Origin of the sequence: Acinetobacter sp. ANC 4654 (assembly GCF_002135425.1) — a bacterium.
Classification (GTDB): Bacteria; Pseudomonadota; Gammaproteobacteria; order Pseudomonadales; family Moraxellaceae; genus Acinetobacter; species Acinetobacter kyonggiensis.
Genome location: NZ_NEGL01000006.1, coordinates 208224 through 221625, shown reverse-complemented (window position 1 = coordinate 221625; position 13402 = coordinate 208224). Strand labels below are relative to the sequence as shown.

General features: G+C 39.4%; 18 protein-coding genes. 1 reads left to right on the top strand and 17 read right to left on the bottom strand.

All coding sequences use genetic code 11. The annotated features are described in order from the left end of the window. Positions 1 to 32 precede the first annotated feature (32 nt). Complete coding sequence (locus tag B9T24_RS11060) at positions 33 to 941, top strand: lysine exporter LysO family protein (protein ID WP_086165818.1); 909 nt, start codon at positions 33 to 35, stop codon at positions 939 to 941. 84 nt (positions 942 to 1025) lie between these two features. On the opposite strand, the gene pyrF is transcribed toward B9T24_RS11060, so the two are convergent. The 17 genes from pyrF to B9T24_RS10975 all read right to left on the bottom strand — a co-directional run bounded on the left by pyrF (position 1026) and on the right by B9T24_RS10975 (position 13393). Further along, positions 1026 to 1706 (bottom strand): orotidine-5'-phosphate decarboxylase, encoded by a 681-nt coding sequence (gene pyrF, locus B9T24_RS11055; protein ID WP_086165817.1) that lies wholly within the window; start codon positions 1704 to 1706, stop codon positions 1026 to 1028. A gap of 259 nt (positions 1707 to 1965) precedes the next feature. Then, on the bottom strand, positions 1966 to 2331 hold the full coding sequence (locus B9T24_RS11050; RefSeq protein ID WP_086165816.1) for a lipopolysaccharide assembly protein LapA domain-containing protein: 366 nt from the start codon (positions 2329 to 2331) through the stop codon (positions 1966 to 1968). Positions 2332 to 2355: 24 nt separating this feature from the next. Then, complete coding sequence (locus B9T24_RS11045) at positions 2356 to 2658, bottom strand: integration host factor subunit beta (protein WP_004648770.1); 303 nt, start codon at positions 2656 to 2658, stop codon at positions 2356 to 2358. Positions 2659 to 2821: 163 nt separating this feature from the next. Then, complete coding sequence (rpsA, locus tag B9T24_RS11040; RefSeq protein WP_004648769.1) at positions 2822 to 4498, bottom strand: 30S ribosomal protein S1; 1677 nt, start codon at positions 4496 to 4498, stop codon at positions 2822 to 2824. A 107-nt stretch (positions 4499 to 4605) separates the two neighbouring features. Next, complete coding sequence (gene cmk / locus B9T24_RS11035) at positions 4606 to 5295, bottom strand: (d)CMP kinase (RefSeq protein WP_086165815.1); 690 nt, start codon at positions 5293 to 5295, stop codon at positions 4606 to 4608. A gap of 17 nt (positions 5296 to 5312) precedes the next feature. Further along, positions 5313 to 5744: an SRPBCC family protein gene (locus B9T24_RS11030; RefSeq protein WP_086165814.1), complete on the bottom strand. Its 432-nt coding sequence runs from the start codon at positions 5742 to 5744 to the stop codon at positions 5313 to 5315. Positions 5745 to 5789: 45 nt separating this feature from the next. Then, entirely contained in the window at positions 5790 to 6326 is a 537-nt protein-coding gene (tadA, locus tag B9T24_RS11025) for a tRNA adenosine(34) deaminase TadA (RefSeq protein WP_086165813.1), read from the bottom strand. A gap of 2 nt (positions 6327 to 6328) precedes the next feature. Beyond that, positions 6329 to 7453, bottom strand: a complete 1125-nt coding sequence (locus B9T24_RS11020; RefSeq protein ID WP_086165812.1) for an enoyl-CoA hydratase/isomerase family protein — start codon at positions 7451 to 7453, stop codon at positions 6329 to 6331. Continuing rightward, positions 7450 to 8163 (bottom strand): uracil-DNA glycosylase, encoded by a 714-nt coding sequence (ung, locus tag B9T24_RS11015; RefSeq protein ID WP_086165811.1) that lies wholly within the window; start codon positions 8161 to 8163, stop codon positions 7450 to 7452. The genes B9T24_RS11020 and ung overlap by 4 nt, the downstream gene beginning before the upstream one ends. 49 nt (positions 8164 to 8212) lie before the next feature. Next, entirely contained in the window at positions 8213 to 8809 is a 597-nt protein-coding gene (locus B9T24_RS11010; protein ID WP_086165810.1) for a 6-pyruvoyl trahydropterin synthase family protein, read from the bottom strand. Between the two features lie 158 nt (positions 8810 to 8967). Continuing rightward, positions 8968 to 9915, bottom strand: a complete 948-nt coding sequence (gene gspK / locus B9T24_RS11005; RefSeq protein WP_086165809.1) for a type II secretion system minor pseudopilin GspK — start codon at positions 9913 to 9915, stop codon at positions 8968 to 8970. Positions 9916 to 9962: 47 nt separating this feature from the next. Next, on the bottom strand, positions 9963 to 10592 hold the full coding sequence (gspJ, locus tag B9T24_RS11000) for a type II secretion system minor pseudopilin GspJ (protein ID WP_086165808.1): 630 nt from the start codon (positions 10590 to 10592) through the stop codon (positions 9963 to 9965). Then, the gene (gspI, locus tag B9T24_RS10995) at positions 10589 to 11029 is read right to left on the bottom strand and encodes a type II secretion system minor pseudopilin GspI (RefSeq protein ID WP_086165807.1); all 441 of its coding nucleotides are present in this window, start codon (positions 11027 to 11029) and stop codon (positions 10589 to 10591) included. Before gspI ends, gspJ begins: the two co-directional genes overlap by 4 nt. Next, entirely contained in the window at positions 11019 to 11579 is a 561-nt protein-coding gene (locus B9T24_RS10990) for a type II secretion system protein (protein ID WP_086165806.1), read from the bottom strand. Before B9T24_RS10990 ends, gspI begins: the two co-directional genes overlap by 11 nt. Positions 11580 to 11588: 9 nt before the next feature. Next, on the bottom strand, positions 11589 to 12206 hold the full coding sequence (locus tag B9T24_RS10985) for a TetR/AcrR family transcriptional regulator (protein ID WP_086165805.1): 618 nt from the start codon (positions 12204 to 12206) through the stop codon (positions 11589 to 11591). 45 nt (positions 12207 to 12251) lie between these two features. Further along, positions 12252 to 13025, bottom strand: coding sequence for a TatD family hydrolase (locus tag B9T24_RS10980; protein ID WP_086165804.1), 774 nt, complete (start codon positions 13023 to 13025; stop codon positions 12252 to 12254). Positions 13026 to 13051: 26 nt separating this feature from the next. After that, the gene (locus B9T24_RS10975) at positions 13052 to 13393 is read right to left on the bottom strand and encodes a PilZ domain-containing protein (RefSeq protein WP_004648752.1); all 342 of its coding nucleotides are present in this window, start codon (positions 13391 to 13393) and stop codon (positions 13052 to 13054) included. Between the last annotated feature and the right edge of the window lie 9 nt (positions 13394 to 13402).

The following is a 13402-nucleotide window of genomic DNA, read 5'->3' as shown; positions in this document are numbered from 1 at the left end:
AGCAGGTGTCTTTTCACCTGCTGACGTTTTGTATGCAATCGCTTTGGTTGATTATTCAACTTCTTATCTGTTTATGCTTTGGGTTCATTCTTGCACGTAAACTCCCTCATTGGCTAGAAAGCTTAGCATTTAAAATTCTGCCGTATTTTACTTATATTTTGCTGATTACGATTGCAATTGAATTCTCTCAAACATTGCATAACATGAGCAGCCCACTACAAATTTTATCCAATGCACTCACACTCTCGATTGCAACATCCGTCGGTGCCTTTTTCTGTTGCTACCTTCTGTTTAAAAGTATTGGCTACCAACCGATGCAAGGCAAAGTTTCCGCAGAACTTCTGGTCAAATCACTCATCAATATTAGCTATGCTTTTATTGCACTCGCATTGGGCTATGGACTTGCCGAGCTGTTTAATCATTTTGACTATACATTGCATGTCAGCACATGGAATTTACTGCTTATTTTTATGTTTTTAATTGGCTTAGATTTAGCTTATTCACCACTAGACCGCTCATGGCTTAATTGGAAAATTATGCTGGTTCCTATAGGCTGTATTATCGGATCACTCGCTGGTGCATTATTTACGGCAACAATCATCAAAGATATTAGCCTCAAAGATTTAATTATGCTGTCGCAAGGTTATGGCTTTTATTCCATGACAGGCATTGTTGTGACTGAACTAAAAAATGCCGAACTGGGTAGCATCGCCCTGATGAATGACTTATTTAGAGAAATTATTGCCATTCTTTTAATGTATAGCATTGGTTGGCGCTACCCACGCTCTGCCATTTCATCTGCCGCGGCAACAGCAATGGATGTCACCCTACCCATGGTTAAACAAGCCTGTGGCAATGAATTTATTCCACATGCGATGGTCAGCGGCTTTGTTTTATCTGTACTTGCACCAATTGTCGTGAGTATATTGGCTGCTATATAAACTCCTCCTGACCTCCCCCGTTATAAAGGGAGGCAAGTCACCCTTTATAACGGGGGAGAAACATTGTTTCGCAAGGGAGGGATTTTATAACGATGCTAAAATATCTTTCAATGTTTGACGCATATTTTCCGATTGTGTAATTGGACGACCAATCACCAAATGAGTTGAACCATCTATCATCGCTTGCTTCGGTGTCACAATACGCTTTTGATCATCTGCACTTGAACCTACAGGACGAATACCAGGTGTCACCAAAGCAAAATTTTGTCCTAATGTCTCACGCAGCATTTTTGCTTCTTGAGCAGAACACACCACGCCATCCAAACCACTCTCTTGAGTTAATTTAGCAAGACGCTTCACTTGTTCAAATGGTTCGATATCCAACCCCAAGTCTTTGAGGTCTTCACGCCCCATTGACGTCAACACAGTCACTGCAATTAATTGCGTGCTGTAATTGCCTGCTTTTAAGCGCTGGACACAAGTTTCCATCATCTTACGACCACCAGATGCATGAACATTTACCATCCATACCCCTAAATCTGCTGCTGCACAAACTGCTTGTGCGGTCGTATTTGGAATATCGTGAAATTTTAAATCAAGGAAAACTTCAAAGCCTTTGTCGTGTAATGCCTTAACAACACTGGGGCCTTCATGGGTAAATAACTCTTTACCAACTTTTACTCGACATAATGCAGGATCTAACTGCTCTGCAATTGTAAGTGCGTCATATTGGCTTTTAGCATCTAATGCAACAATGATACTCAAGAGACTTACCCTTCATTTTGACAAAAAGAAAGCTCATTATAAAGAATATCCCTGCACGCTGATAGTTGAAAAAATTGCATTAAGCAAAATTGGTAAAATAAGTGCCTTACTTTTTAAGAAATTTTATACAAGCGTTATAAGTTACAGCCATAAAAAAACACCCCAAACAAATACTTTGGAGTGTTATAAGTTTTTTATTTGCACACACTTTAGTTCAACGCCAGTATAGAAACACCAACCAGAAGCTAAATGATTCGACTTACAATGAATTAGATGAACGATCGTTAGGATTGATATCTAACACTGTTTTTTCATGTCGAGTATGTGCAGCAGCTTCAGCAGCAGCCAACTGAGCAGCTTGAATTTGCTCTTTTCGGAGGTGTTCAATATCTTTACGAAGTCGCTTAATTTCCCAACTATTCTGAAATACTCGGAAAACCTGCACACCTAACAACAAACCCAACACCACACCCAAAGCCAATGTTAATAACAACAATAGACCTAAACGCATAGCAGGAACTTGGGTAAATAATAGGTCTACCGTTAACTCAGTACCATTTTGCAAGACCAAAGCCAATGAATAGCCAAATAGTACAATTAACAAAGCGACTAATACGTAACGCATAAATACCCCTTCTGGAATTTTTTATTACTCTGCAGATTCGTTTACTGCATCGCGTAACGCCTTACCAGGTTTGAAATGTGGAACTGCTTTTGCAGCCACTTCAACAGACTTACCTGTTTTAGGATTACGCCCCACACGTGGATCACGGTGATGTAAAGCGAAACTGCCAAAACCACGAATTTCAATACGATTATCAGATGATAATGCGGCTATCATTTGATCAATCATAATTTTAACAGCTTCTTCGACTAAAGGCTCTGCTAAGTGTGGGTTTTTAAGGGAAATTCGCTCTATTAAGTCAGACTTATTAAGTGCTTCCGTAGTCATTTTTGACCTCTTTAATTATCAAGCTACTTTGTAGATAATCCGATAATAACCTGTTTAAATACAAAACGGTAGCGTAATAAGTTAATACTACGCTACCGTTTACAGTATTTGTGTAAAAAGTATTGGTTAATTTACATTAACAATACATTTCAACATCTACTTATTAGTGATTCATTTGAGCTTTGATCAAATCACCAATAGTCTTAGGACCATTGTCTTGACCAGTTGTTGCAGTTTTTAAGTTTGCAACAGCTTCTTTCTCTTCAGCTTCGTCTTTCGCTTTGATAGACAAGTTGATAGAGCGAGATTTACGGTCTACATTGATGATTTTAGCTTCAACTTCTTGACCAACTTCCAAGAACTTAGTTGCATCTTCAACGCGATCACGGTTGATTTCAGAAGCTTTAAGAGAAGCTTCAACTTCGTCAGCTAACTTAACAGTTGCGCCTTTAGCATCAACAGCAGTTACAGTACCTTTAACAAGCGCACCGCGTTCGTTAGTTGCCAAGAAATCATTGAACGGATCGTTGTTCATTTGTTTGATGCCAAGGCTGATACGGTTGCCTTCAGCGTCTACAGACAAGATAACCGCTTCAACAGTGTCACCTTTCTTGTAACGACGGATAGCTTCTTCGCCTTGTTCGTTCCAAGAAATATCAGACAAGTGAACTAGACCGTCGATACCACCTGGTAAACCGATGAAGATACCGAAATCAGTGATTGATTTGATCGTACCTGAAACTTTTTCGCCTTTGTCATGGTCTTTAGCAAACTCTTCCCATGGGTTAGCACGAGTTTGTTTGATACCAAGAGAAATACGACGACGTTCTTCATCAACTTCAAGAACCATAACATCAACTTCATCACCAATCTGAACAACTTTAGATGGGTGGATGTTTTTGTTAGTGTGATCCATTTCTGAAACGTGTACTAAACCTTCAACGCCTTCAGCGATTTCAGCGAAACAACCATAATCAGTAAGGTTAGTTACGCGCGCTTTAACGATTGAACCTTTAGGGTAACGGTTCATGATCGCTAACCATGGATCTTCGCCTAATTGCTTAAGGCCTAAAGATACGCGGTTACGTTCGCGGTCAAATTTAAGTACTTTAACAGTAACTTCTTGACCAACTTCAACAACTTCTGAAGGGTGCTTGATACGTTTCCAAGCCATGTCAGTGATGTGAAGAAGACCATCGATACCGCCAAGGTCAACGAATGCGCCGTAATCAGTAAGGTTCTTGATCGTACCTGTAACTGTTTGACCTTCTTCAAGCTGAGCAAGAAGAGCTTCACGGTCAGCTGAAGATTCAGCTTCCATAACAGCACGACGAGATACAACAACGTTGTTACGTTTAGCATCAAGTTTGATTACTTTGAATTCTAACTCTTTACCTTCAAGGTGAGTCGTGTCACGGATAGGACGAGTGTCTACCAAAGAACCTGGTAAGAACGCACGTACTGGACCGATGTCAACAGTGAAACCGCCTTTAACTTTACCAGAGATAACACCAGTAACGATTTCGCCGTCTTCAAAGATTTTTTCAAGTTTAGTCCAAGTTTCAGCACGTTTTGCTTTTTCACGTGATAAAACTGTTTGACCCATACCGTTGTCAAGAGCTTCAACAACAACGTCAACAGTATCACCAACTTGAACTTCAAGTTCACGTTGGTCGTTTAAGAATTCAGCGCGGTCAACAATACCTTCTGATTTAAGGCCAGTGTCAACTGTTACCCAATCAGAGTCGATGCTTACTACAACGCCTTGGATGACTGCACCCTTTTCAACGTTGAGGTTTAATTCGCTTTCTTCAAAGAGGGCTGCAAAAGATTCGGTCATGATATACCTGATAAAGTCAGCGGTCTTGGATCAGACAAGGCCGGTTTAATAAAGCTTCCACATAGTCCGTAATAAACTGATCTAGCTATGCTTTGGCTGAAAATTCTTTAATTGGCTAATAATTGCTTATCGACAAAACTGGTCATCAACTGGAATACTTCATCGATGCCCAATTCTGAACTATCAATGATATAAGCATCTGCTGCTGGCTTGAGTGGTGCGACTGTGCGCTCCATATCTCTTTTGTCTCGAGCTTCGATATTAGCTAAAATGTCGTTTATTTTAACATCTAGCCCCATGCCCTGCAACTGCTTTACACGTCGCGCCGCTCGAGATTCAGCCGATGCAGTGAGGTAAATCTTGGCTTGAGCCTCTGGAAAAATGGCCGTTGCCATGTCTCGCCCATCTGCAACCAACCCAGGTTCTTGTGCAAAAGCATGCTGACGCTCTAAAAGTGCTGCTCTAAGCTCAGGAATTGCGGCAACTTTTGATGCAAATTCACCCACTCGTTCAGTACGAATGATTTGACTAACATCTTTACCGTCAAGTTGGGCTTGGGGATGACTAGTTTCAGTTGTAACAAACTTTATGTCTAAATTTGTTGCAATTTTAATGCATTGCTCAAGTGCTGAATCCAAAGCATCCAATAAATTGTGTTGATGTAATGACAGCCCCAACAGACGATATAAAGCACCAGAATCCAACAAATGAAATTGATAGTGCACTGCGAGTTTAGCCGCAAGTGTGCCTTTTCCAGAACCACTCGGACCATCAATAGTAATAATTTGAACTGTCATTAATTTTCCACTTTACGCTATACAGTTTTAGCTAATTTCGAAAAACCTAGTTTAATCGCAGATTTAAGCTGCGCAAGGATTAATTTACTCACAAAGGGTGCACGTGCTTGTAATTCAATGGTATAGGTCACTAACGTTTTATCTGTATCAACTGCTTGAAACTCAATAATCCCCAAATGATGCTTAACCAAAGGATTTTTAATAATTTGATATTCAATACGCTGATTCGGCTCAAGTAAAGTAATTTGCTCTTGTAAAGGTTTGATCGGACCAAAACCCATACGACGTACCGAACCTACGCCATCAGGACGCTCTGGATCGGCAGAATCTTTTACGCGCACCACTTGAATTGGAGCAAAAGCGATATTATAAGTCGCATGTTTTGATAGCAAATTAAAAACTTGATCGACAGGTGCATTAAATTCTTTTTTAATTTGAATAGAATTCATGAATTATCCTAACCTTGAATTGACAATAATTATTGTCATTCTATTTTACATACTTATAGATGAATTATTCTGATCATTTAAGGACTTTTCTTGTAACTTTTGCAGTCTTTTTTGCTCACGACGCATTTTAAAAAAATCACTCAGTTGTTTGGAACATTGTTTATTCAAACAGCCTGCTTCTATATCAAACTGATGATTATAATAACCTGTTTCAAATAACTTTCTTGCGCTGACCAAAGAACCTGCTTTCGGTTCAGCTGCACCAAACACGACTTTAGAGACCCGTGCATGAATTAAAGCACCGACACACATTGTACAAGGCTCTAAAGTCACATAAAGTACAGAGTCTTCTGGTAGGCGGTAATTATTCAGATTTAAACAAGCTTGACGTAATGCTTGAACTTCAGCATGTGCTGTCGGATCATTCAGTGAAATGGGCGCATTATAGCCTGCGCCAATAATTTGATTTTGACTGACAATAACTGCACCAACAGGAATTTCCTCCTTCGATGCTGCGATGGCAGCTTGCTCGTAAGCAAACTGCATCCAATATTCGTCAGTCAGTTGTATTTCATCAGCCATTCTTAACCGATCACAGCATAATGTTTCAACAGGTTATTCCAACTTTCATTTTTTGTCACAGGCGGGCAATCTGACAAAATTGCTTTAAGTGAAAAATCAACACCCTTTTTCCATTCTGGAGAGAGGTCTTTATCCACTAAACGCGCACGAACACCCTCGACAAAATCTGGATGACGAATTTTCCAATCCGAAATTTGAGTTTCCAGTTCAAAAACTTCATTCCAAGAATGGACTTGTTTACCCCATTGCCATAACAACCATGTTAAAGCAGCTGTGGTCGGTGAACCTTTTTGTAAGTTTTCACTGGCTTGACGCAACCAATCACTTCTTGCATCACTCAAACCAATAATAGATTCGTAATCATGCTCAAAACTAACACCGCGACAAACGCTTTGAATAACATCTAATGAATTTTGTAGCGGACCAGGCCCGACTGGACGATGCATACTATTTAAAGTGTCATCGATAGCACGAAAATCACCAGCAGGATAATGTCCCCAATCAATATTAATTAGTTTTTCCAGCACATTATCACGTTGTGCATCACAAATATGAGTTGCCCAGCCAATACCATAAGCACCCGCTGCGGTCATAATTGAACCTGTTAATCCCGTAAACAAACCGATTGCACCACGGTCTGCCAAGAAACGTGTAGCACCCACATCTGGATATAAACCAATATTAATTTCAGGCATCGCTAAACGTGAATATGGAGTCACAAGGCGAAATGGTGCTGCCATAAACAACCCTAGCCCACCGCCCATAACATAGCCTTCACCCCAAACCAGCACAGGCTTAGCATAATTATGTAACAATAAATCTAATGCATATTCTTGTTCAAAAAATTTATTTGCGGTATCAACTTCATCGTTAATTACCAACTGACGAAGTTTACGCACGTCCCCACCTGCACAAAATGCTTTGGGAGTCGTGGAATCCAACCAGATTGCTTTTACGGCATCATCATGGTGAAAATCTTGGAACACTTTTAATAGTGCAGTGACGATTGATTCATCTAAAGCATGTAGAGATTTCGGGCGATTCAGGCGAACAATGCGCCAGCCATTCTTTGCTTCCTCTACAATTAGATCAGAATGATAACTTCTTAGTTCAGGAGATAGTGTCATGCGTCCAGCTGCCAATTTATAGGCTCAATGCCATTTTGTTTCAGATAATTATTCGATTTCGAAAATACTTTACAACCAAAAAAACCACCACGATTTGCCGCCAATGGTGAAGGATGAGCAGCCTTTAATACCAAGTGCTTATTTTGATCAATGCGTTGTCCTTTACGCTGTGCATACGCACCCCAAAGAATAAAAACCACATGGCCACGTTGTTCATTTAAAACATCAATCACATGATCAGTAAAGTCTTCCCAACCTCGTTTTTGATGCGAAGTCGGCTGACCAGCTTCAACAGTCAATACTGCATTAAGCAACAACACACCTTGTTCAGCCCAACGAGTTAAATCACCATGGATGGGTTTAACAACAGCCAAATCTGTATTTAGCTCATGAAAAATATTACGTAAAGATGGGGGGATTGCAACCCCTTTCTGAACTGAAAAACTTAATCCATGTGCCTGATTCGGTCCGTGATATGGATCCTGCCCTAAAATAACCACTTTAACATTGGCCAAAGGCGTAGTATTTAATGCATTAAAAATCAGTGCGCTTGGTGGATAAATCACTTTATCTGCTTTTTTTTCCTGAACAAGAAAGTCTTTTAACTCATCCATTTTTGGACTGAGCAAAAATTCACTCAAACCACTTTTCCAACCCGCATCCAATTGAATTTTATCCAATTTAATCTGCTGTTGTTCAGTTAAAGACATGACTACTTCCTAATCCTTGTTGAAAACTGACCCAAATGTAGTTCCGTCTTTAAATTTTGACTTGAAGATCGACACTTGGGTTTTGGAATTTAATTCCTTGTTGTAGTTTTTTATACATCGTTGAGTCTGCCCATTCAGCTTGAACTTGTTCAGAGAACACGATTTGTTCAAGACGAAGCACACCCATTTGCTCATTTTCAATATCTTCTACAAAGCTTTGTGCATAACCTGTATCTGTTTCATGCACAATGACCGAGTAAACCTCCACATCACCTTCCCCATTTTGGGTAATTGTAGATGCCAATACTTGTTGAGCTAAATAGAAAAAAATACGTGAAAATTGTTCTGCCGATGGAGAAACTGGCAAAGATACCCAACGCGCACTAAATTTTTTGCAGGCATCAATATATTCAGCATCGTCATGTTGCCAAAAGCAAATGGCATGATCGAAACTATCGAAAATATCTTTAATGACACCCTTCAATAACCCAAAGTCATACACCATTTGACCATGATCTAGCTTCGAAGCTTTAAGCAATAATTCAACTTTATAACTATGACCATGAATTGAACGCTTACAGCGATCCGATGTGCAATTTCGCACGATATGAGCATTTTCAAACTTAAATAACTTACGAATTAACATGTGCCGTGATGCAATCCAAAATTTGTGAATTAAATTGGATTATAAAGCAAAAGTGAAAGTCTGCGCATTAATTTTACTGTTCAATGTAATTGGGAAATTGCATAACGATAAAACACTATAATTAATTGAATTATATTACAACTGATTCATCCATCTAATTAAAACGGTGCCATACTTCGATATACAACATACACTGTTTTATCTTTACGGACTAAATCACTACTAAACTGACGTTTACGTTCACTCAGCAACACTTCAATTTTAGCTTTGAAATAATTGGATTGCACACCCAGCAACGCATTGGCTTGACTTTGTACTTCAGGACTGACTTGTTTAAAAGGTTCCGTTGCCCAAAGATCATTAATATTAGAAAAATGCTCCAAATTGGCTTGGCGTTTTTGTAAAGCCTGTTCAACAGCTTTGATATCCAACCTAGGGTCTAGACTAGCAAGCACCATGGCTGATGCTGTATTCACATTCACCTTACTGTCCGATGCAGGCAAGGCACTGACATAATCCACAATTTGCAAATATTTCTGATCTTCAAAACCACGAACCAATTTAAGCTCTTCTACATTATGAAATTTACTGTTTGCAGCTAAATAACCTTGTGGTAATCCTTGATAATAGCTATTTTCCGCCCCCATCGTACCACTGATTTCGTCATCAGCATCTTGCCAATCAATCACAGCTTCACTTAATTTTTCTGACAATCCCACACGCAGTAAGAGCTTTTCAAACCACAGTTTTGCCTGAGGATTCGGCACACCTTCAGCATTAACCAAACTATTTAAATTAAATTTACCCGATTCATCTTGCAAAGTTCCAGAGACAAAGCCATCTTCAACTGGAAAAGCAGGCATCGGTTTTGCCCAATTTTCTTGTAAATGATCAACAGCTCCAGCATTGTTTGCATCATCCACCAAAAGTTCTGAAAAGAAGGCTTCGGCACTTTTGGCATACAACAAGGATTGATTTTGACGCATTAGATAGGCTGTATTTTCCGCAGTATTCGCCTGACGTTTTGCAATGGTCGCAGCAAGAATAGTCGCTAATGCCACCATCACCAATATCGTTATTAAGGCAATACCTTGTTGCTGCTTCATGCTCAATTTTTTAGACCTTATTACGCTGCATTATTTGCATACTGATTTTAATTATTGTCCTGTGGGTTTAAATAATCTGTACTTAACAAACTAAAAATCCATTCATATGCAACATCTTTGACTGTTAATTTAATTTTAATCCCTTTCGGTAAGCGTTGTTTTTGCGTGACGTTCATTAAATCAGCTTGTGCATCTGGCCATGACGTTGCCTCATTTGGATTTAACACGATCACTTCAAACAGATCTACTTCGCTTAACAAAACACTCGATTCAGGTTGTTCACGTCCAGTACTATTTAAATAACGATATTTTAAACGATACAGTTTTTTTTCATCGGCACGGTATTGATATTCCACTCGCTCATCTGGTGAAATGCCCTGCTGCAAAGGATCAGTCACCCCTGTTTTACTAAAACTAAAACGACCATTTTGTAAAACCAAAGCAGGTTGAATCTCACTATTCATATTCGCACTCAGCGGCACAGCTTGAACAGTATCACGTAAAATTTGCTGGTAAGCTTCTTGCAACTGCCCTAAATTAATTTCATGTTCAGTATTACGCTCTTTGACTTTAATCAAATAATCAAAAACCTTCCAGCCTAATGCTGAAAGCACCGCAAAAATAGCAATCGCAACCAATAATTCAACCAAGGTAAAGCCTTTTTTATGGTTTTTCATCGTTCAACCTTGTGGTTAAAGAAAACCAAATGCGTAATCCCTGATTCTACTTTGCCTGCTTCAGCATTAAACAAACTCACTTGAACTTCAATGCGCTGTACATTTGGACTAATAGTCGATTGTGCAGATTTATCAATTTGCCAAGCTTCACCCTGCTGCGTGGTCTGTTTTGACTGCGTTCCTTGCAACCACTCTTGATTGATTTCCATCGTAGCAACTTCATTTAAAGCCACAAATTGTGCTTTAGTCCGTAAAATAGCATTGGATGTAGCTTGGGTATATTGCATTGCCACCTTAGTCAATGCGATTGCTGCTGTAGCAAAAATAGCCAAGGCAACCATAACCTCTAATAATGTAAATCCTGAGCGGCGATGAACAAAATGCTGTTTCGCCGCTACGCAAGATGAAGAGCTACGCTGAAAGGATCTAGCTTTCATTGATTTTACCTAAATGATCAATTTCAATTTCTTCACCAATTGGGCGTTGTTCGAAATAAAATTGGATACGGACGGGCTTTGCTTCGCCATTGCCTAACCACAGTAATTTAGGCGCATTGGCATTCAGCAAATCATCATTATTGGCATTTTCATATTGCTGATCGAGTGCTTGCACACTAAAGGAAACCTGCTCAGGTAAATCACGCGGTTTAAATTCGGTGTAGTCTTGCCATTTTTTATTTTCAGAAAATTTAGATGTCTGGGTTGCTTGAACAGATGGAACTAAATATTCAATCACAGCATAACGAAATGGCGATACATCTGTTGCAGCTTGAACATTAAGTGCAACAATACGTGCCTGATCATTGGCTTCCCGATTAATCCTGCGTAAATCCATGATAAACACTTCTCGTGCCTGCATCGCTTTACGCTGATCCACCCCATTAATATTGGTTAAAATTAAAGAGGTCATAATTGCCATAATCACAATAACCACCATCAATTCTATCAAAGTGAAACCACGAATTGATGCTGATTTTGTGTGCTTCATAGCTGACCTTTAAGCGAACTGTTCCGTTGAACTTATTTGCTTCTTGGGCATCGCCAAAGCCTGATCGATATAGGCAACACGAAGTGTATCGCGTGAACCTAAATAACGCTGATAGAAGCTAGAATTTAATATTGCTGCCGCACCATGTGTTAAAGCCCAAATTGAAGCTAAATAATCACGCACAGACATCGCACTTTGAATGTTTTCTAAATAACTTTCAGTCATGCGGAAGATAATTCGCAAACGCTGTTTTCGTACCTGATAAAGTTCACTAAACAAAAGATGAATACCAACACCTGTCGTAGAAAGACGTTCTTCAATTTGATGAAACAATACTGTGCGTTCAGGATGGTGCAAATGATGTAACATAAAAAATGCTAAATGCTCTGGAAAAGCCTTTTCAGCATCCTTTATCATTTCTAATAACATGTTCTCATTACGAATAATAAGAAGCATATAGAGCTCATCTTTACTTTGAAAATGTTTATACAGAGTCCCTTTGGCAAGATCCAGTTCTGCTGCCAACGCATCAAGTGTCATTCCTGATTCGCCATTTTCTAACAATAGTTGCTCTGCAACTTGAAAAATTAACGCTTCTCTTGCCCGAAACTGAGCCTGACGATCCATCTTCACTCTGTAACTCTCTTATGCGCTTATATCAATTCGAATTATTTACTTTAAATTGAGGAGGTTTTCAAAGTTTTGCATAGTAATGAAAGCGATTTCCTCAATGGACTTATCATATACGTCACTTAAGGCTTTGGCTACATAGGGAACGTATTTTGGCTCATTAGATTTACCTCGATAAGGCATCGGTGCAAGATAAGGACTATCCGTTTCAATCAGAACACGATCAAGTGGTACTTGCTTCGCTACATCTCTTAAATCTTGGGCATTTTTAAACGAAACAATACCGGAAAAAGACACATAATAACCACAATCAAGCACGGCTTTGGCGGTTTCCCAATCTTCAGTAAAACAATGCAAAATACCGTGGGTCGACTTTTCAGCACGAATAACATCAACCGTGTCATGCTTTGCAGAACGGGTATGCACAACCACAGGTTTTTTCACCGCCTGAGAAGCATGAATATGGCGTGCAAAGCATTCTTTTTGTTCTGCAATAAAAGCTGTGCTGTGAAAATAATCTAGACCTGTTTCACCAATCGCCCAAACTTTTTCTGCTTGCGCAAGCTCAATTAAATACTCTGTCGTGGCACGTGCCATCGTCGCAGGGTCTTCACAAGGATGAACACCAACACTGTATCCAACATCGTCATGACGTGCTGCAATTTTAGCAAGCTCGATATGATCATCTAAATCAACCGAAATACTCATGAATTTGGATACACCCGCTTCACGCGCCTGTGCTAACGCTAAATCTAAATTGCCATCATAAGGCGTTAAATCAAGCAAGGTTAAATGGCAGTGAGTATCTACAAACACAGTAAAATCCTAAAAAGTCTTAACAACTACATAGTGTAACTACTTCGTCCTTCAGACTTAATACCTGCAAGCAATTTTTCGGCTTCTGATTTGTAATAAATGCCTTTCTCTCCTGAAAGCTGCATACCAAAGCCTTGTAATTTAATTCCGTTTTGTTTTTGTGAAATCCAAATTACTTTACCCGTTAAAGGGATTTTCTGTGATTGTTCAGGTAAAGTTGCCAGTACAAAAACTTCCTCACCCAATTTAATCGGTTGCTTGGTGGGAACAAATAAACCACCACCCACAACATAAGGCATATAACTGGCGTATAAAGTGTCTTTATCTGGAATATTCACTTGAATAATACCGCCCATACGTGGTTGCATCACATTCCC